20 protein-coding genes are annotated in these 18021 nt (G+C 58.9%); 2 read left to right on the forward strand and 18 right to left on the reverse strand.

The genetic code is table 11. The features are described from left to right. Positions 1-2: 2 nt before the first annotated feature. Positions 3-650: a nicotinamidase gene (locus BT125_RS13455; protein WP_072407639.1), complete on the reverse strand. Its 648-nt coding sequence runs from the start codon at positions 648-650 to the stop codon at positions 3-5. Positions 651-831: 181 nt separating this feature from the next. Here BT125_RS13455 and BT125_RS13460 point away from each other — a divergent pair, with 181 nt between their 5' ends. Then, on the forward strand, positions 832-1389 hold the full coding sequence (locus tag BT125_RS13460) for an adenylyltransferase/cytidyltransferase family protein (RefSeq protein WP_072407641.1): 558 nt from the start codon (positions 832-834) through the stop codon (positions 1387-1389). After that, positions 1379-2086, forward strand: coding sequence for an NUDIX hydrolase (locus tag BT125_RS13465; RefSeq protein WP_072407643.1), 708 nt, complete (start codon positions 1379-1381; stop codon positions 2084-2086). Before BT125_RS13460 ends, BT125_RS13465 begins: the two co-directional genes overlap by 11 nt. A 3-nt stretch (positions 2087-2089) precedes the next feature. Here the strand turns inward: BT125_RS13465 and BT125_RS13470 are convergent, their stop codons facing one another. The 17 genes from BT125_RS13470 to rsmG form a co-directional block, all read right to left on the reverse strand. Beyond that, positions 2090-3346, reverse strand: coding sequence for a type II toxin-antitoxin system HipA family toxin (locus BT125_RS13470; protein ID WP_072407645.1), 1257 nt, complete (start codon positions 3344-3346; stop codon positions 2090-2092). Beyond that, positions 3339-3797, reverse strand: coding sequence for a helix-turn-helix domain-containing protein (locus tag BT125_RS13475; RefSeq protein ID WP_072407647.1), 459 nt, complete (start codon positions 3795-3797; stop codon positions 3339-3341). Before BT125_RS13475 ends, BT125_RS13470 begins: the two co-directional genes overlap by 8 nt. 329 nt (positions 3798-4126) lie before the next feature. Beyond that, positions 4127-5959 carry a glutamine--fructose-6-phosphate transaminase (isomerizing) gene (gene glmS / locus BT125_RS13480; RefSeq protein WP_072407649.1) on the reverse strand — a complete coding sequence of 611 codons (1833 nt, stop codon included), beginning with the start codon at positions 5957-5959 and terminating at the stop codon, positions 4127-4129. A gap of 1 nt (position 5960) precedes the next feature. Further along, positions 5961-6737: a DeoR/GlpR family DNA-binding transcription regulator gene (locus BT125_RS13485; protein ID WP_060739917.1), complete on the reverse strand. Its 777-nt coding sequence runs from the start codon at positions 6735-6737 to the stop codon at positions 5961-5963. 206 nt (positions 6738-6943) lie between these two features. Continuing rightward, the gene (glmU, locus tag BT125_RS13490; protein WP_072407651.1) at positions 6944-8311 is read right to left on the reverse strand and encodes a bifunctional UDP-N-acetylglucosamine diphosphorylase/glucosamine-1-phosphate N-acetyltransferase GlmU; all 1368 of its coding nucleotides are present in this window, start codon (positions 8309-8311) and stop codon (positions 6944-6946) included. A 114-nt stretch (positions 8312-8425) separates the two neighbouring features. After that, positions 8426-8851 carry a F0F1 ATP synthase subunit epsilon gene (locus BT125_RS13495; protein WP_072407653.1) on the reverse strand — a complete coding sequence of 142 codons (426 nt, stop codon included), beginning with the start codon at positions 8849-8851 and terminating at the stop codon, positions 8426-8428. A 45-nt stretch (positions 8852-8896) separates the two neighbouring features. Continuing rightward, positions 8897-10273 carry a F0F1 ATP synthase subunit beta gene (gene atpD, locus BT125_RS13500; RefSeq protein WP_003187186.1) on the reverse strand — a complete coding sequence of 459 codons (1377 nt, stop codon included), beginning with the start codon at positions 10271-10273 and terminating at the stop codon, positions 8897-8899. A 27-nt stretch (positions 10274-10300) separates the two neighbouring features. Beyond that, positions 10301-11161 carry a F0F1 ATP synthase subunit gamma gene (gene atpG / locus BT125_RS13505; RefSeq protein ID WP_072407656.1) on the reverse strand — a complete coding sequence of 287 codons (861 nt, stop codon included), beginning with the start codon at positions 11159-11161 and terminating at the stop codon, positions 10301-10303. A 50-nt stretch (positions 11162-11211) separates the two neighbouring features. Beyond that, positions 11212-12756 (reverse strand): F0F1 ATP synthase subunit alpha, encoded by a 1545-nt coding sequence (atpA, locus tag BT125_RS13510; protein WP_053126819.1) that lies wholly within the window; start codon positions 12754-12756, stop codon positions 11212-11214. 21 nt (positions 12757-12777) lie between these two features. Continuing rightward, entirely contained in the window at positions 12778-13314 is a 537-nt protein-coding gene (locus BT125_RS13515) for a F0F1 ATP synthase subunit delta (RefSeq protein ID WP_060739913.1), read from the reverse strand. A 12-nt stretch (positions 13315-13326) separates the two neighbouring features. Next, positions 13327-13797: a F0F1 ATP synthase subunit B gene (locus BT125_RS13520; RefSeq protein ID WP_047230097.1), complete on the reverse strand. Its 471-nt coding sequence runs from the start codon at positions 13795-13797 to the stop codon at positions 13327-13329. Positions 13798-13855: 58 nt separating this feature from the next. Further along, entirely contained in the window at positions 13856-14113 is a 258-nt protein-coding gene (gene atpE / locus BT125_RS13525; protein WP_003097235.1) for a F0F1 ATP synthase subunit C, read from the reverse strand. 131 nt (positions 14114-14244) lie between these two features. Then, on the reverse strand, positions 14245-15114 hold the full coding sequence (gene atpB, locus BT125_RS13530; RefSeq protein ID WP_039593180.1) for a F0F1 ATP synthase subunit A: 870 nt from the start codon (positions 15112-15114) through the stop codon (positions 14245-14247). Between the two features lie 16 nt (positions 15115-15130). Further along, positions 15131-15538, reverse strand: a complete 408-nt coding sequence (locus BT125_RS13535) for a F0F1 ATP synthase subunit I (protein ID WP_014340990.1) — start codon at positions 15536-15538, stop codon at positions 15131-15133. Between the two features lie 148 nt (positions 15539-15686). Then, positions 15687-16559 carry a ParB/RepB/Spo0J family partition protein gene (locus tag BT125_RS13540; protein WP_060739912.1) on the reverse strand — a complete coding sequence of 291 codons (873 nt, stop codon included), beginning with the start codon at positions 16557-16559 and terminating at the stop codon, positions 15687-15689. Between the two features lie 9 nt (positions 16560-16568). Beyond that, positions 16569-17366, reverse strand: a complete 798-nt coding sequence (locus BT125_RS13545; protein WP_072407658.1) for a ParA family protein — start codon at positions 17364-17366, stop codon at positions 16569-16571. 18 nt (positions 17367-17384) lie between these two features. After that, positions 17385-18020: a 16S rRNA (guanine(527)-N(7))-methyltransferase RsmG gene (rsmG, locus tag BT125_RS13550; protein ID WP_170842301.1), complete on the reverse strand. Its 636-nt coding sequence runs from the start codon at positions 18018-18020 to the stop codon at positions 17385-17387. Position 18021 lies beyond the last annotated feature (1 nt).

An 18021-nucleotide genomic window follows, 5' to 3' on the forward strand; every position in this document is an offset into this window, starting at 1 on the left:
CCTTATGGGTTTGCCAGGCGGATGGTTTCTTCGCGGCTCGCGGCAACCGAGATCCCCGCTTGCTGCATGTCTTGGATGGCCTGAAGGGCCCCCTCCTCACTAATGGCCCGGCAAGCCGGGAGGTGAATGATCACCTTGAAGCCGGCGGCAGCCAGTTGCAGAGCGGTGGTCTTGACGCAGAAATCCAGCGCCAGCCCGCCGACAATGACCTGCTCGACACCCAGGCCTCTCAGGTATTCGATCACCCCAGTGGACAGCTTGCCGTGCAGGTCGTGGTAGCAGGCGCCGTACGGGTGCAAATCCGGCTCGACACCCTTCCAGACGAAATAGTCGTAGTCGTAGGGGGTCGGCAGTTGATCCAGCAGGGCGAAACCTTCGGTACCAGGGACGCAGTGGCTGACCCAAGTGATGTCGGCATGCTCGAGCCCAGTCGGCACGAACATCTGTGCGTGATCGGCGACCACCCACGGGGCCAGGGGCGAATGGGCGTCCTTGCTGCCGACACGGAGGCTGGCCAGGGATGCGATGAAATTCAGCTCACCGGCAATCTGGTCACCACCCGGCACCGGAAGCTCATCGGGGCATAGCGGCGTGAAGCTCTTTTGCGCATCGACATCGAAGGAAGCGGTTTTCCGGGTCAGGCTGTTCATGCTGGGTTTCTCCTCTTCATGGCCACGAGAGTACACAAGGTGTACTTTCATAACAAGCCATCCGTAGAAATATTTTTGACGTGCCCTTTCTATCCAAACCAATTGGTGCAACAGAAAGTGGGTTTTCACAAAAAAGATTTTGCTGATAGAGTACATGTCATGTACCAAAAGAGGATGAGCCATGTTCGAGATAGCCCTTTATGGCGGCGCCTTCAACCCCCCTCACGCCGGTCATGCCCAGGTGATGATCGAGGCCTCATGCCAAGCCAGGCGCGTGCTGGTGGTCCCAAGCTTGCGGCATCCCTACGGCAAGCAAATGGTCGACTATGAGGTGCGCCTGAACTGGCTGGAATCAATCGTCGAGAACGTTCAACCGCTGTGCCGCGCCGAAGTGCGTGCAAGCCGGGTGGAGCAGGTCGTGGCCCGTGGCGTTGAAGGCGCGATCTACAGCTACACCCTCCTTGCCCACCTCGCCGACAGCCTGGCCCTGGACGGCAAGCGGATTGCGTTGGTGGTGGGCCAGGATGTCGCGGATCTGCTGCCGACCTTCTATCGCGGGCAGGAACTGCTGGAGCGTTTTTCCATCCTTCGCGTGGAGGAAAAGATCCACGTGCGCAGCACGGTGGTTCGCGAACGACTGGCCTTGGGCGAGTCGCTTCCCAGCGACTGGATGGCCCCCGGCATGAACCCGTTAAACTATGACCTTTACGCTACCCACGGAAATCGACATGCCCACTAGCACAGCTCCCGCACGCGGTTACCTGCACACCATCGACCTCTGTGTGCTGCGCTTCTGCCGGGAGACCCAGGCGCTGGAAATCCTCCTGAACAGACGGGAAGCCGAGCCGTTCGCCGGCCATTGGGCGCTGCCCGGGATCGTGGTCAATGGAGGCGTCGAAGATCTCACGCTGAACGACGCCGTGGAGCGCCTGCGTAGCTCAAGCAAAGTGGGCATGCCGCTGGCCTGGATCGAACAGGTCGGCACCGTCGGCGACGCGTTCCGCGACCCACGCTGCTGGTCATCGTCAACGTTCTACCTGGCGATTGTCAGCGAGGCGGTCCAACTCGCCGAACACCAGGGGTTTTTCCCCCTCAAGGATGTCGCCGACGCCTCGATCAAACTCCCTTTCGACCACAACAGCCTGGTGGCGGCGGTCCAGGAACGGCTGTTGTCCAAAGCCCTCTACAGCAGCTTGCCGCTGATGTTCCTGGGCCCGGAATTCAGCGCGCCGGAAGCGGTGAGCATTTTCTCCGTGGTGCTCGACCGCCCGGTGCTCAAGACCAGCATGCGCCAGCGTTTGCTGAAAATGACCGAGGCGGGTTATTTGCAGGAGACTGGTCGCAAGAAAAGCGGCGACGGCGGCCGGCCGCAACGCACCGTGGAAAACCTCAAGCCGGCCAGCGTTTACCTTTTTGATCGTTGTTTTCTGGAGTAGGGCTTAGGGGGCCAGCGCAAATGCTGGCGCCATCCGCTGCTGCTCATTGCTTGAGATGCCCAGATAGCGCGCGACCCTGGGCCATTTGCTGACGACGCCCTGGAACCTCTCGATGGTTTTTCTGGCATCGTCAGCGGAGACGCGGAAATAACCGGCGACGCTCATTGCCAAATCGAGGTCTATGGCGTTATCGGCCTCTGAAACGTTGAGCCTCAAGCCAGTGTCACCAGGGACAGGGTTCATGTCATACGCAGGCGAAAGACGCCAACCGCGCCCTGGCTCCAGTAGGAAGCCATGGTTTCGTAGATGGTCGTCAGTATTCGAAACCAGCATGTTGAAGACAATTCTTCGCCAAAGCTCGGGAAGATCCACGTCGGCAGCGGCTCCCTCCCTGACCAATACCTCTGCAATCTCCAAGTAACTGGCCCCTGTCTCATGCCCATCACCATCCTGATGGTCCGTCAGGGTCATCGCTGAGGCAAAGTGAAGTCGACCACCCCCTGCCGTTCTGTCAAAGCGCTTAACCATGAAACAGTGGTACTCGCTCGCGTACCGTTGCGCTTTTCCTTCAGCCACATAGAGCCCACAGCCTTGGGCCAATGTGTTGACGACCATCTCCCAGCCGCCCACGTCGTGGGTGTCTCTATTACTGGGAAATTTTCCTATCCAGAGTGCGTGATCGTCATCTACTACGCTTGCCTTGGGCCTCGCTCCACCCAGAGAGCCACCTGGAGCAATGAGCATTCGAATCCAGTCCTGACCCTGAGCCCCCTGATCCTCTCCAGCTTCAAATCGACGCGAAGCCTCTTCAAGCTCACGCATGCGGGCCATCGGTGGGGCGGCATGCTCCACATGGTCGTCGAGGAACGCTCCTTCTTCCTCGATTTTGAAACGCAGCCCTCCTACCCGATAGGCGTCATGAACCCCGATGAGATAGTCCGAGTCAAACAGCCGAGCGTCCTGCGGTACGACCCCTGCTCTTTTATCCCGCTCCAAGCGACGATCCATCAGCAGTCGCCCCCATCGATCAGGCGAGGAGTCCGATACGCACCCAAAGCAATTTCTCGCTGGATATTGCCGCCCTTCGTAAGGCTGAATTCGGGGGTCGATCGCAACCTGAGTGTGAAGGGTTTGAAGAACAGCCCGCGCGTACTCGAACTCCATACGCTCGGATCCTGCCAATCTGCGGGAATGAAGGGTTCCAAGCAGTACGGGTGCTGTTTCATTCCAGTCTGCGTAGACGAAAATCCTTTCAGACATCGTCGTCCCCTAAAAGCTTCTTAGCCAGTTCAGAGCTTGTCTGGCTTCGAGTGTCAGCGGCTGGTGAGGAAGAACTGTTCTCTTTTGCCGAGACGCTGACCAGGTTGTCCCAATGAAACTGAGGCAGCCGTACTTTTGGCTTGATGTGCTCGACTGCAGAACGCCCTTTCAATTCAGCATCTTGCAGATCACGGCCTAACTCATCCGTGCGCGCGAGCAATTCAAGATCCTTCTCCAACCCCAAGGCTACCAATACCGAAACGTAAGCCCCGATGGTCACAGCAGGACTGCCACTTTCCAGCGCCCTCAACGTGGGAGCGCTCATGCCCGCCCGCGCAGCCATTTGCGCCGCAGTGATCTTACGGCGCTTACGAGCCAGCTCGATCCGTTCGCCAAGCTGGCGCAGGAGCCGCTCAGCGGATGGCATGAGGGGTGCTGTTTTTTTCGGCATAGCAGTATTTTTTCAATTTCTTTGAGGATTTGTAAAAATACTAGCACATGGAAGGTCGGCATCTGCCCATAACGAGAAAATGAAAGTATTTTTTCATACTCATAGAGAAAATCTAAAAATACCTTCCAAAGCCAAATTTGGTTTCTCAAAGATCAACGCAGATGTCAGGTCGGTTTTCTCTTCAGCGGTTCAGTGAAGGAGTGAGACCATCAAGGTGTCAGCCATGTGTAGGGAACGATGCGGCTGAACGAATGACGGGTTTAGCGATGCTAAACCCGACCAGATTCATTACGTAGGATCACCAAGAAGCCTCGCCCTTGGTAGACGACTCACTCCACCGTCACAGACTTCGCCAAATTCCTCGGCTGGTCCACATCAGTGCCCTTGAGCACCGCAACGTAGTACGACAGCAGTTGCAACGGGATGGTGTAGAGAATCGGCGACAGGATGTCGTGAATGTGCGGCATGTGCACCACGTGGGTGCCTTCACCGTTGGTCATGCCGGCTTGTTCGTCTGCAAAGACAATCAACTGGCCGCCACGGGCGCGCACTTCCTGCAGGTTGGACTTGAGCTTTTCCAGCAGCTCGTTGTTCGGCGCCACGGTGACCACCGGCATGTCGTTATCCACAAGCGCCAGCGGGCCGTGCTTGAGTTCACCGGCCGGGTAGGCCTCAGCGTGGATATAGGAGATTTCCTTGAGCTTCAAGGCCCCTTCCATCGCCACCGGAAATTGCGCACCACGCCCGAGGAACAGGGTGTGGTTCTTCTCGGCGAACAGCTCGGCGATCTTTTCCACGGTGCTGTCCATGGCCAAGGCTTCGCCCAGGCGGGCCGGCAGGCGGCGCAGTTCTTCCACCAGTTTGGCCTCGACGCCCTCGCCCAGCGTGCCGCGGACCTGGCCCAGGGACAGGGTCAGCAGCAGCAGGCCCACCAGTTGCGTGGTGAATGCCTTGGTCGACGCCACGCCGATCTCACGGCCGGCCTGGGTCAGCAGGGTCAGGTCGGACTCGCGCACCAGCGAGCTGATGCCGACGTTGCAGATCGCCAGGCTGGCAAGGAAACCCAGTTCCTTGGCGTTGCGCAGGGCGGCCAGGGTGTCGGCTGTTTCCCCGGACTGGGAAATGGTGACAAACAAGGTGTCCGGCTGCACCACCACCTTGCGATAGCGGAACTCGCTGGCGACTTCGACCTGGCACGGAATACCGGCCAGTTCTTCGAGCCAGTAACGGGCGACCATGCCGGCGTGATAACTGGTGCCGCACGCCACGATCTGCACGTTGCGGACCTTGGCGAACAGTTCGGCGGCCTGTGGGCCGAACGCCTGGACCAGCACCTGGCTCTGGCTCATGCGGCCTTCCAGGGTGCGCTGCACCAAGGCCGGTTGTTCGTGGATTTCCTTGAGCATGAAGTGGCGGAACTCGCCCTTGTCGGCGGCTTCGGCACCGTCGCGGTACTGGACGGTCTCGCGCTCCACAGCTTTGCCGTCGATGTCCCAGATCTGCACGCTGTCGCGGCGAATTTCAGCGATATCGCCTTCTTCCAGGTACATGAAGCGGTCGGTGACCTGACGCAGCGCCAGTTGATCGGAAGCCAGGAAGTTTTCCCCCAGGCCCAGGCCGATCACCAATGGACTGCCGCTGCGGGCTGCGACCAGGCGATCAGGTTGTTTCGCGCTGATGACCGCCAGGCCATAGGCACCGTGCAGCTCCTTGACGGTGGCTTTGAGGGCCACGGTCAGGTCCGCCAGGTCCTTGAGCTTGTGGTTGAGCAGATGGGCGATGACTTCAGTGTCAGTGTCCGAAGTGAACACATAACCGAGCGCCTTGAGCTGTTCACGCAGGGCTTCGTGGTTTTCGATGATGCCGTTGTGCACCACCGCCAGATCGCCGGAGAAATGCGGGTGAGCGTTACGCTCGCACGGCGCGCCATGGGTGGCCCAACGAGTGTGGGCGATACCGAGGCGACCGAGCAGCGGCTCGGCGTCCAGCGCCTGCTCCAGTTCGCTCACCTTGCCCGGACGACGCATGCGCTCGAGCTTCTCGTCGTTGGTGAACACCGCCACACCGGCGCTATCGTAGCCGCGGTATTCCAGGCGCTTGAGGCCTTCGAGCAAGATTGCTGTGATGTTGCGTTCAGCAACGGCGCCGACAATTCCACACATGCTATTTCTCCTGGCTGACAGGCGCGCAGATCACGGTGATACCGCGGGCCTGAATCTGATCGCGGGCCTCTACGGGCAGGCGATCATCGGTAATGAGGGTATGGACGCTGCTCCACGGCAGCTCCAGGTTGGGGATCTTGCGGCCGATCTTGTCGGCCTCCACCATCACGATCACTTCCCGGGCAACCTCAGCCATCACGCGGCTCAAGCCCAGCAGTTCGTTGAAGGTGGTGGTACCTCGAACCAGATCGATGCCGTCGGCGCCGATGAACAACTGGTCGAAGTCGTAGGAACGCAGAACCTGCTCGGCCACCTGGCCCTGGAACGACTCGGAGTGAGGGTCCCAGGTGCCGCCGGTCATCAACAGCACCGGCTCGTGCTCCAGTTCGCTCAAGGCATTGGCGACATGCAGGGAATTGGTCATCACCACCAGGCCCGGCTGTTGGCCGAGTTGAGGGATCATGGCGGCGGTGGTGCTGCCGCTGTCGATGATGATCCGCGCATGTTCGCGGATCCGCTTCACAGCGGCCCGGGCAATGGCGAGTTTGTACTTGGAGACGGTTTGCCCGTTATCGGCCACCAATTCCTGCGGCATCGGCACCGCACCACCGTAGCGACGCAGAAGCAGGCCATTGGTTTCCAGGGCGGCGAGATCCTTGCGAATCGTAACCTCCGAGGTTTCGAAACGCTTGGCCAGCTCATCCACGCTGACCTCGCCCTGCTCTTGGAGCAAAGCAAGGATGTTGTGACGGCGCTGAGGTGTATTGCGTTTCGACATGGCGGCTTAAGTTTCGATTCGAAAGATAACGTAAGCAATCAAAACCTATTGCAACGATATCGTCAAGGCGCCAGAAGAAAAATTCAGAAACCCTCTCATCACTGTGGGAGCGGGCTTGCTCGCGAAGGGGCCAGGCCAGGCAATACAGCTTTACCTGATACACCGCCATCGCGAGCAAGCTCGCTCCCACAGGGGTTGTGGATAACTTAGGGCTTCTTGATTTTTTCCGGCCGCTTCCAGCCGTCGATGTTGCGTTGGCGCGCGCGCCCCACCGCCAATTGGCCGTTATCCACATTCTGGGTCAGGGTCGAACCGGCCGCCGTGGTCGCACCGCTGGAGATATCCACAGGCGCCACCAAGGAGTTGTTGGAGCCGATGAAGACATCGTCACCCATTACGGTTTTCCACTTGTTGGCGCCATCGTAGTTGCAGGTGATGGTGCCGGCGCCAATGTTGGCGCGGGCGCCGACTTCAGCGTCACCCAGGTAGGTCAGGTGGCCAGCCTTGGCGTCTTCGCCCAAATGAGCGTTCTTGAGTTCGACGAAGTTACCCACATGGGCACGGGCTTCCAGCACGGAGCCTGGACGCAAGCGCGCAAACGGGCCGGCGTCGCTGCCCTCGCCCATGACCGCGCCATCCAGATGACTGTTGGCCTTGATCACCACTCCCTTGCGCAGGGTGCTGTCCTTGATCACGCAGTTCGGGCCGATGACCACGTCGTCTTCGATGACGACCTTGCCTTCGAGGATGACGTTGATATCGATGACCACGTCGCGACCCACGCTGACTTCACCGCGCACGTCGAAACGGGATGGATCGCGCAGGGTCACGCCTTGGGCCATCAGGCGGCGGGCGGCGCGCAATTGATAGTGGCGCTCCAGCTCGGCCAGTTGCCGGCGATCGTTGGCGCCCTGCACTTCCATGGCGTCCAGCGGCTGCTCGGTGGCGACCACCAGCCCATCGGCAACAGCCATGGCAATCACATCAGTCAGGTAATACTCGCCTTGGGCATTGTTGTTCGACAGACGACTCATCCAATCGCCCAGGCGCTCGGCCGGTACAGCCAGGATCCCGGTGTTGCCCTCGGTGATCGCGCGCTGGGCTTCGTTGGCGTCCTTTTGCTCGACAATCGCCGTCACCTGGCCGTCGGCGTTGCGCACAATGCGGCCGTAACCGGTGGGGTCATCCAGCTCGACGGTCAACAGGCCCAATTGCTGCGGGGCGACGTGCTTGAGCAAGCGCTGCAAGGTCTCCACTTCGATCAGCGGCACATCGCCGTAGAGAATCAACACTGTATCGGCCGTGATGAACGGCACGGCCTGGGCCACGGCATGGCCGGTGCCCAGTTGTTTGTCCTGCAGGACGAAATTCAGGTCATCCGCTGCCAGGCGTTCGCGTACCGCATCGGCACCGTGGCCGATGACCACGTGAATGCGCTGTGGATCAAGTTGCCGCGCGCTGTGGATAACATGACCGAGCATGGAATTGCCGGCGACCGGGTGCAAGACCTTGGGCAACGCCGAACGCATGCGGGTGCCTTGGCCGGCCGCGAGGATAACGATTTCAAGAGACATGACTGGCTACCAATCCTGGGTGGTCAGCGGCTGCGACCAGGTAATGAATAGGGGAAAAGAAAAAAGGGTAGCCGAGGCTACCCTTTTTAATCAATCGCACAGAAAGCAGACGGCTTAGCCGCCGAACTTCTTGCGGATCTGCTGGACGGTACGCAGCTGGGCTGCGGCCTCGGCCAGACGTGCGGCAGCAGAACCGTAGTCGAAGTCTGCGCCTTTTTCGTTCAGAGCCTTCTCGGCAGCCTTGACGGCTTCCTGAGCGGAGGCTTCGTCCAGGTCGGCAGCACGTTGCACGGTGTCGGCAAGGACCTTGACCATGTTCGGCTGAACCTCGAGGAAACCACCGGAGATGTAGAACACCTCCCTTTCCCCGCCCTGCTTGGTCAGAGTAATCGGACCTGGCTTCAAGCTGGTGATCAGCGGTGCGTGACCCAGGGCGATACCAAGATCACCCAGCTCACCGTGCGCAACCACAAACTCGACCAGACCGGAGAAGATTTCCCCTTCCGCACTGACGATATCGCAATGGACTGTCATAGCCATCTGATTGCCTCAACCTAAATTAGCGCCCGTTACCGGGCGCCGGGATTACAGTTTCTTGGCTTTCTCGATCGCTTCTTCGATGCCGCCGACCATGTAGAACGCTTGTTCTGGCAGGTGGTCGTAGTCACCGTTGAGGATGCCTTTGAAGCCAGCAATGGTGTCTTTCAGGGAAACGTATTTACCCGAGGCACCGGTGAAGACTTCAGCCACGAAGAACGGCTGCGACAAGAAGCGCTGGATCTTACGAGCACGGTTTACCAACTGCTTGTCGGCTTCCGACAGCTCGTCCATACCCAGGATCGCGATGATGTCCTTCAGTTCCTTGTAACGCTGCAGCACGTACTGAACGCCGCGAGCGGTGTCGTAGTGCTCCTGGCCGATCACGTTCGGGTCCAGTTGGCGCGAAGTCGAGTCCAGTGGGTCTACCGCTGGGTAGATACCCAGGGAAGCGATGTCACGGGACAGAACGACGGTGGCGTCCAAGTGGGCGAAGGTGGTCGCTGGCGACGGGTCGGTCAAGTCGTCCGCTGGTACGTATACCGCTTGGATCGAGGTGATCGAGCCTTGCTTGGTGGAAGTGATGCGCTCTTGCAGCACGCCCATCTCTTCAGCCAGGGTCGGCTGGTAACCTACTGCCGAAGGCATACGGCCCAGCAGTGCGGATACTTCGGTACCGGCCAGGGTGTAACGGTAGATGTTGTCGACGAACAGCAGAACGTCGTTACCTTCGTCACGGAACTTCTCGGCCATGGTCAGGCCGGTCAGGGCTACGCGCAGACGGTTTCCCGGCGGCTCGTTCATCTGGCCGTAGACCAGTGCCACTTTGTCCAGAACGTTGGAATCCTTCATCTCGTGGTAGAAGTCGTTACCCTCACGAGTACGCTCACCCACACCGGCGAACACGGAATAACCGCTGTGCTCGATGGCGATGTTACGGATCAGTTCCATCATGTTTACGGTCTTGCCTACACCGGCACCACCGAACAGACCGACTTTACCGCCCTTGGCGAACGGGCAAACCAGGTCGATAACCTTGATGCCGGTTTCCAGCAGTTCGTTGCCACCGGCCTGTTCAGCGAAGGTTGGCGCAGGACGGTGAATGCCCCAGCGTTCTTCGGTGTCGATCGGGCCAGCTTCGTCGATCGGGTTGCCCAGTACGTCCATGATCCGGCCCAGGGTCGCTTTACCGACCGGTACGGAGATGGCTGCGCCAGTGTTGTTGACGTCCAGACCGCGCTTCAAGCCCTCGGTGGAGCCCATCGCAATGGTACGAACCACGCCGTCGCCCAGCTGCTGCTGAACTTCCAGGGTGGTTTCGGCGCCTTGAACCTTCAAGGCGTCGTAGATGCTCGGTACGCTGTCGCGTGGGAATTCCACGTCGATAACGGCGCCGATGATTTGAACGATACGTCCGCTACTCATAGCTGGATCCTCTGAATATTTGAACCGTTAAACCGCGGCAGCGCCGCCGACGATTTCCGAGATCTCTTGGGTGATCGCAGCCTGACGCGCCTTGTTGTAGATCAGCTGCAAATCGCTGATCAAATCACCGGCGTTGTCGGTAGCGTTCTTCATCGCGATCATCCGCGCCGCTTGTTCAGCTGCGTTGTTCTCGACCACCGCCTGGTAGACCTGCGACTCCACGTAGCGGACCATCAAGCCGTCGAGCAGCTCCTTGGCATCCGGTTCGTAGAGATAGTCCCAGTGGTGCTTGAGTTCCTGTTCCGGGGTCGCCACCAGTGGAATCAACTGCTCCACGGTCGGCTGTTGCGTCATGGTGTTGATGAACTTGTTGGATACCACGGACAGGCGGTCGATCCGGCCCTCCAGGTAAGCATCCAGCATCACCTTGACGCTGCCGATCAGGTCATTGATCGACGGTTCTTCACCCAGGTGGCTGATAGCAGCGACGACGTTACCGCCGAAGTTGCGGAAGAAAGCCGCACCCTTGCTACCGACCACGCACAGATCGATCTCGACGCCTTGTTCGCGGTTTACCGCCATGTCCTTGACCAGGGCCTTGAACAGGTTGGTGTTCAAGCCACCGCACAGACCACGGTCACTGCTCACCACAACGTAACCGACGCGCTTGACGGCGCGTTCGATCATGAACGGGTGGCGGTATTCCGGGTTGGCGTTGGCCAGATGACCAATCACCTGGCGGATGCGCTCCGCATAAGGACGGCTAGCAGACATGCGCATTTGTGCCTTGCGCATTTTGCTGACCGCCACTTTTTCCATGGCGCTGGTAATCTTTTGCGTGCTTTTGATGCTCGCAATCTTACTGCGAATCTCTTTTGCGCCTGCCATGTAACACCTATCAGGTTAGCAAGCGGGAGCCTTGCGGCTCCCGCTGCGGCTTACCAGGTTTGGGTGGCCTTGAACTTCTCGATACCAGCCTTGAGGCCAGCGTCGATTTCGTCATTGAAGTCACCTTTAACGTTGATCTTGGCCATCAAATCGGCGTGATCGCGGTTGAAGAAAGCGATCAGCGCTTGTTCGAAGCTGCCGATCTTGGCGATTTCAATGTCAGTCAGGAACCCACGCTCAGCGGCATACAGCGACAGCGCCATGTCAGCGATCGACATTGGTGCGTATTGCTTCTGCTTCATCAGCTCGGTAACGCGCTGACCATGCTCAAGTTGCTTACGGGTCGCTTCGTCCAGGTCAGAAGCGAACTGGGCGAATGCCGCCAGTTCACGGTACTGGGCCAGGGCGGTACGGATACCACCGGACAGCTTCTTGATGATCTTGGTCTGAGCGGCACCACCCACACGGGATACCGAAACACCGGCGTTCACAGCAGGACGGATGCCCGAGTTGAACATGGCCGATTCCAGGAAGATCTGACCGTCGGTGATGGAAATCACGTTGGTCGGAACGAACGCGGAAACGTCGCCAGCCTGGGTTTCGATGATCGGCAGCGCGGTCAGGGAACCGGTCTTGCCAGTCACTGCGCCGTTGGTGAACTTCTCTACGTACTCTTCCGAAACGCGGGATGCGCGCTCCAGCAGACGGGAGTGGAGATAGAACACGTCGCCTGGGTAGGCTTCACGGCCTGGTGGACGGCGCAGCAGCAGGGAAATCTGGCGGTAGGCCACTGCTTGCTTGGACAGATCGTCATAAACGATCAGCGCGTCTTCACCGCGGTCGCGGAAGTATTCGCCCATGGTGCAACCGGAGTACGGTGCCAGGAACTGCAGTGCGGCCGATTCGGAAGCACTGGCGGCAACGATGATGGTGTTAGCCAGTGCACCGTTCTCTTCCAGCTTGCGAACCACGTTGGCGATGGTCGATTGCTTCTGACCGATTGCCACGTAGACGCAGAAGATGCCGCTGTTTTTCTGGTTGATGATCGCGTCGATCGCCAGAGCGGTCTTACCGATCTGACGGTCGCCGATGATCAGCTCACGCTGGCCACGGCCGACAGGGATCATGGCATCGACAGCCTTGTAGCCAGTCTGTACAGGCTGGTCTACCGACTTACGCCAGATCACGCCTGGAGCAACTTTCTCGACCGCGTCGGTCTCGGTGTTGTTCAGCGGACCTTTGCCGTCAACAGGGTTACCCAGTGCGTCGACAACGCGCCCCAGCAGTTCCTTACCTACCGGAACTTCGAGGATGCGGCCGGTGCACTTGGCGCTCATGCCTTCAGCCAGCGTCGTGTACGCGCCCAATACCACGGCACCTACAGAGTCTTGCTCCAGGTTGAGGGCCATACCGTAGACGCCGCCCGGAAACTCGATCATCTCGCCGTACATGACGTCGGCCAGACCGTGAATCCGCACGATGCCGTCAGATACGCTGACGACAGTGCCTTCGTTACGGGCTTGGGAGGTCACATCGAGTTTGTCGATGCGGCCCTTGATAATTTCACTTATTTCGGAAGGATTGAGTTGCTGCATTGCTCTGCTGCCCCTTCAAACTCAAGATTTCAATGCTTCGGCAAGTTTCGCGATTTTGCCGCGAATCGAGCCATCGATAACCAGGTCGCCGGCGCGGATGACAACGCCCCCAATCAGGGACTTGTCTTCCTCGACTTGCAGGCGCACTTCCCGGTTGAGTCGTGCACTGAGAACCTTGGCGAGTTTGTCTTGCTGTTCTTGGTTCAATGCGAAAGCACTGGTGACTTCCACGTCTACCGATTTCTCTTGCTCGGCCTTGTACAGGTCGAAAAGAGCGGCGATCTCCGGCAGAAGCGGGAGACGGTCGTTTTCGGCAACGACGTGAATGAAATTCTGTGCCTTGGCATCGAACTTGTCGCCGCACACGTCAATGAACGTGGCGGCCTTTTCTGCGCTCGTCAGTCGCGGGGCCTTGAGCACGCGCTGCATGGTGCCGTCTTGCGACACCGCTGCTGCCAGGCCGAGCATGGCTGACCAATTGGCCAGTTGCTGGTGGGCCTGAGCGTGCTCGAAGGCCGCCTTAGCGTAAGGTCGGGCCAACGTGGTCAGTTCTGCCATGATCGCCCTCGCTTAGATTTCAGCAGCCAGTTTGTTTACCAGCTCTGCGTGCGCGTTTTGATCGATTGTGGCACCCAGGATCTTCGAAGCACCGCCAACGGCCAGAGCACCCACTTGGGCACGCAGCGCGTCTTTGACACTGTTGAGTTCCTGTTCGATCTCGGCTTGAGCCTGAGCCTTCACACGGTCAGCTTCGACGCGAGCCTGTTCACGGGCTTCGTCGACAATCTGGGTACCGCGTTTCTTGGCTTGCTCGATGATTTCAGCTGCCTGAGCTTTCGCTTCGCGCAGTTGCTGACCCACTTTCTCATGGGCCAACTCCAGGTCGCGAGCTGCACGGCTGGCAGCGTCCAGACCATCAGCGATCTTCTTTTGACGTTCGTGCAATGCCGCAATGACCGGAGGCCATACGAACTTCATGCAGAACAGTACAAAAATCAGGAACGCAACGGACTGGCCAATCAGGGTCGCATTAATGTTCACGCCAACACCTCGCAGTTACGTTGTCCATCACACCAATCTACTCGAGACATCCGAGTAATTAGCCAGCGATTTGACCAACGAACGGGTTCGCAAAGGTGAAGAACAGCGCGATACCAACACCGATCATGGTCACGGCGTCGAGCAGACCGGCCACGATGAACATTTTGACTTGCAGCATTGGAACCATCTCTGGTTGACGCGCTGCGCCTTCCAGGAACTTGCCGCCCAACAGGCCGAAACCAATTGCGGTACCCAGTGCGCCCAGGCCGATCAACAGTGCAACAGCGATAGCGGTTAGACCAACTACAGTTTCCATCTTTCCTCCCGACTTTTACGTCGTATGGTTTAGGTTTTTTAGATTAAAGCGGTAAAACAAATCGTTTCTCAGCCCGGTTCGGGCTCCTTCCCGTTTGACCGGGAAGGACATCAGACTAGTCGAGACTGGCCTTAATGGTTTTCTTCGTGCGCCATCGACAGGTAGACGATGGTCAGCATCATGAAGATGAACGCCTGCAGGGTGATGATCAGGATGTGGAACACAGCCCACGCCCACTGCAGAACTACACCCAGGCCGCTGAGCCAGAGCAGGCCGCTGCCGAACATCACAGCGATCAGGATGAACACCAGTTCGCCGGCATACATGTTGCCGAAAAGACGCAGTGCCAGAGAAATCGGCTTGGCGATCAGGGTCACGAATTCCAACAGGAAGTTCACCGGAATCAGCAGGGCCTGAACGAGGATGTTCTTGCTGCCGAACGGGTGCAGGGTCAGTTCGCCGATGAAGCCGCCGATGCCCTTGACCTTGATGCTATAGAAAATGATCAGTGCGAAAACCGAGAACGCCATGCCCAGGGTCGCGTTCGGGTCGGTGGTCGACACGGCGCGGAAGGGGATATGTGCATCGCCGGAGATCAGAATGGCCAGCTGAGGAATCCAGTCGACCGGTACCAGGTCGATGGCGTTCATCAGGAACACCCAGACGAAGATGGTCAGTGCCAGCGGTGCGATCACCGGGCTGCGGCCATGGAAGCTGTCTTTCACGCTGCCATCGACGAATTCGACCAGTACTTCAACGAAATTCTGCAGTGCGCCTGGCTGTCCGGAGGTCGCCTTCTTCGCCGCCATGCGGAAAAGAAGAACGAAAATCAGACCCAGTGCGACCGACCAGCCGAGGGTATCGACGTGGAAAGCCCAGAAGCCCATTTCCTTGGCTTCTGCTGCGGTGTGGGCGAAGCCCCAGCCGCCGTTGGGTAGCTGACCGAAGGTCAGGTTCTGCAAGTGGTGCTGGATATAGCCCGAAGCGGTTGTCTCTGCCATGGTTGCCTCAAACGCCCTAAGGTCTCGAAAGTCTTGTTCTCATTAGCAGGGGAGCGAACCAGCTAACCAGTTGGGTCAGCACGAAGACGCTGAATACAGCCAGCGGCGCCAGTGGCTTCACACCTGCGAACGTCAATGCAAACAGCACTGCCGTCAAAATCAGTTTCCCCGCCTCGCCGGCATAAAAAGACCGGACGATAGCCTGGGCTGCTCGGGCGCCGGAAAACCGAAAGGCCCTATGAGCAAAGTAAATATTGGGAAGCAAGGCTATCAGGCCTCCGCAAAGCCCTGAGTATCCGGCGACGACTCCTTTCCATTGCCAGAGCGCCAATGTGGCGATCAGTACGACGGTGAATTGAGCCATCAAAACCGGGAAAACTGCCAGACGATGGAACGGCAAGCGGTTTGGCGTGCGGGTTTCCATCGCTTTTGCTCTCCAATAGTCGGCCGCCATAATTCAATAACTTGGCATAATTTGTGCCGACAAAATGCGCGCAGAGTATAGGGGCGGTTCTGCCCCTATTCAACTGCCAGGTAGTGATTTCCGACTGCGCGCTACAAGAGCAATTGTTTCAGCGAATGTGTGCAAGGACACCCTGCAGCTCATCGAGGGAGTTATAACCGATCACCAATTGGCCCTTGCCCTTCTTCCCGTGGCGAATCTGCACCGCAGAGCCCAGGCGCTCGGCCAGGCGTTGTTCGAGGCGGGCGATATCCGGATCGATCTTGGGTGCCTCGACAGGTGCCGGTTTGCCACTGAGCCACTGACGAACCAATGCCTCGGTTTGGCGCACGGTGAGGCCGCGTGCGACAACATGTCGCGCCCCTTCAACCTGTTGATTTTCCGGCAAACCGAGCAATGCTCGGGCATGGCCCATTTCCAGGTCGCCATGGGACAGCATGGTCTTGATGACCTCCGGCAACGCGATCAGCCGCAACAGGTTGGCCACGGTCACGCGGGACTTGCCCACCGCCTCGGCGACCTGTTGCTGGGTCAGCTGGAACTCCTGCTGCAGACGTTGCAGGGCTACAGCTTCTTCAATCGGGTTGAGGTCTTCGCGCTGGATGTTCTCGATCAGCGCCATGGCGATGGCCGTTTCATCCGGCACATCGCGGACCATCGCCGGGATGGTTTCCTGGCCGGCCTGCTGGCTGGCGCGCCAGCGCCGTTCGCCGGCGATGATCTCGAAGCGTCCATTGGCGATCGGCCGGACCACGATCGGCTGCATCACGCCCTGGCTCTTGATCGATTGGGCCAGTTCTTCCAGCGCCTGCGGGTCCATGTCCCGGCGCGGCTGGTATTTGCCGCGCTGGATCAGGTCCAGGGGCAAGTGCTGCAGCTCGCGCTGGTCGGCCTGTACGGCCTGTTCTTCCAGCGAGCTGACAGTCGGACCGCTGAGCAGTGCATCCAGTCCACGTCCGAGACCTCGTTTCTTGACGGCCATGGGGTTTCCTTAAGTTGGCTGGGCTGCAGCGTTGCGTGGGTTGCGGCGCTGACGACGAACCATCTCGCCCGCCAGGGCCAGGTAAGCCAGCGCACCACGGGATTGTTTGTCGTAGGCCAGGGCCGGCATGCCGTAGCTCGGCGCCTCGGCCAAACGGATGTTACGGGGGATGACGGTGTCGTAGAGCTGCTCGCCGAAGTGTTCCTTGAGCTGGGCCGAGACATCGTTCATCAGGCTCAGGCGCGGGTCGTACATGGTCCGCAACAGGCCTTCGACCTTCAGGTCCGGGTTCAACAGTTCGGCGATGCGCTTGATGTTATCCACAAGGTCGCTCAACCCTTCCAGGGCGAAGTACTCGCACTGCATGGGGATAATGACCCCATCGGCGGCGACCAGGGCGTTGAGGGTCAGCATCGACAGCGACGGCGGGCAGTCGATCAGGATGTAATCGTAGTTTTCCCGGATCGGCGCCAAGGCGCTGCGCAGGCGGCTTTCCTTCATCTGCATTTCTAGCAGCACCACTTCGGCCGCCGTCAGGTCACGGTTGGCCGGCAGCAGTTGATAACCGCCATGTTCGGAGAAGTGCATGGCCTGGCCCAGATCGCATTCGCCGATCAGGACGTCGTAGATGGAGTTTTCCAGGCCATGTTTATCCACACCGCTGCCCATGGTGGCGTTGCCCTGTGGATCGAGATCGATCAACAGCACCCGACGCTTGGTCGCGACCAGGGATGCTGCGAGGTTGATGCAGGTGGTGGTCTTGCCCACACCACCTTTCTGGTTCGCTATCGCGAATACCTTAGCCATTCTTGCTTGTGTTCCCAATCATGCCGTGCGGCGCAGTATCAGCAGATGGCGTTGGCCTTGGCAACCGGGTACGGCCAAGGCGTGTTCGCTATCGAGGTGGAAGTCTGCCGGCAATGCTACCAGCTCATCGGCCGGATGAACGCCCTTCATTGCCAGCCAGCGCGTATCGGCGTCGCCCAGGTGGCGAGTCCAGTTGCTGAAGTTCTCCATACTGCTGAACGCCCGGGAGATGATCCCGTTGAACGGCTCGGCAGGCTGGAACGCTTCGACGCGGCTGTGGATAACTTGCAGGTTATCCAGTTTGAGTTCGAGTTTGACCTGGGTCAGGAAGCGGGTTTTCTTGCCGTTGCTGTCCAGGCAAGTCACTTGCGAGTCGGGAAACAGGATCGCCAGGGGGATGCCCGGCATACCGCCGCCACTGCCGACGTCCAGCCAACGACCGTTTTCGATGAAGGACATCACGCTGAGGCTGTCGAGCAAATGCCGCGAGACCATTTCATCCGGATCGCGCACGGCAGTCAGGTTGTAGGCCTTGTTCCATTTGATCAACAGCGCCAGATAACCCAGCAACTGCGCGTGCTGGGCTTCACTCAGGCTGACGCCGAGTTCACGGGCACCTGTGGATAACTCTTCAGCGTGTTGCGAGGTGACCATC

Source organism: Pseudomonas sp. NFACC04-2, from assembly GCF_900119265.1.
Taxonomy (GTDB): domain Bacteria; phylum Pseudomonadota; class Gammaproteobacteria; order Pseudomonadales; family Pseudomonadaceae; genus Aquipseudomonas; species Aquipseudomonas fluorescens_AA.

Bases quoted from the DNA above. Each gene is read 5' to 3' on its own strand.
- BT125_RS13455 (WP_072407639.1), bottom strand. From the start codon at position 650: ATGAACAGCCTGACCCGGAAAACCGCTTCCTTCGATGTCGATGCGCAA.
- BT125_RS13460 (WP_072407641.1), top strand. From the start codon at position 832: ATGTTCGAGATAGCCCTTTATGGCGGCGCCTTCAACCCCCCTCACGCC.
- BT125_RS13465 (WP_072407643.1), top strand. From the start codon at position 1,379: ATGCCCACTAGCACAGCTCCCGCACGCGGTTACCTGCACACCATCGAC.
- BT125_RS13470 (WP_072407645.1), bottom strand. From the start codon at position 3,346: ATGTCTGAAAGGATTTTCGTCTACGCAGACTGGAATGAAACAGCACCC.
- BT125_RS13475 (WP_072407647.1), bottom strand. From the start codon at position 3,797: ATGCCGAAAAAAACAGCACCCCTCATGCCATCCGCTGAGCGGCTCCTG.
- glmS (WP_072407649.1), bottom strand. From the start codon at position 5,959: ATGTGTGGAATTGTCGGCGCCGTTGCTGAACGCAACATCACAGCAATC.
- BT125_RS13485 (WP_060739917.1), bottom strand. From the start codon at position 6,737: ATGTCGAAACGCAATACACCTCAGCGCCGTCACAACATCCTTGCTTTG.
- glmU (WP_072407651.1), bottom strand. From the start codon at position 8,311: ATGTCTCTTGAAATCGTTATCCTCGCGGCCGGCCAAGGCACCCGCATG.
- BT125_RS13495 (WP_072407653.1), bottom strand. From the start codon at position 8,851: ATGGCTATGACAGTCCATTGCGATATCGTCAGTGCGGAAGGGGAAATC.
- atpD (WP_003187186.1), bottom strand. From the start codon at position 10,273: ATGAGTAGCGGACGTATCGTTCAAATCATCGGCGCCGTTATCGACGTG.
- atpG (WP_072407656.1), bottom strand. From the start codon at position 11,161: ATGGCAGGCGCAAAAGAGATTCGCAGTAAGATTGCGAGCATCAAAAGC.
- atpA (WP_053126819.1), bottom strand. From the start codon at position 12,756: ATGCAGCAACTCAATCCTTCCGAAATAAGTGAAATTATCAAGGGCCGC.
- BT125_RS13515 (WP_060739913.1), bottom strand. From the start codon at position 13,314: ATGGCAGAACTGACCACGTTGGCCCGACCTTACGCTAAGGCGGCCTTC.
- atpE (WP_003097235.1), bottom strand. From the start codon at position 14,113: ATGGAAACTGTAGTTGGTCTAACCGCTATCGCTGTTGCACTGTTGATC.
- atpB (WP_039593180.1), bottom strand. From the start codon at position 15,114: ATGGCAGAGACAACCGCTTCGGGCTATATCCAGCACCACTTGCAGAAC.
- BT125_RS13535 (WP_014340990.1), bottom strand. From the start codon at position 15,538: ATGGAAACCCGCACGCCAAACCGCTTGCCGTTCCATCGTCTGGCAGTT.
- BT125_RS13540 (WP_060739912.1), bottom strand. From the start codon at position 16,559: ATGGCCGTCAAGAAACGAGGTCTCGGACGTGGACTGGATGCACTGCTC.
- BT125_RS13545 (WP_072407658.1), bottom strand. From the start codon at position 17,366: ATGGCTAAGGTATTCGCGATAGCGAACCAGAAAGGTGGTGTGGGCAAG.
- rsmG (WP_170842301.1), bottom strand. From the start codon at position 18,020: ATGGTCACCTCGCAACACGCTGAAGAGTTATCCACAGGTGCCCGTGAA.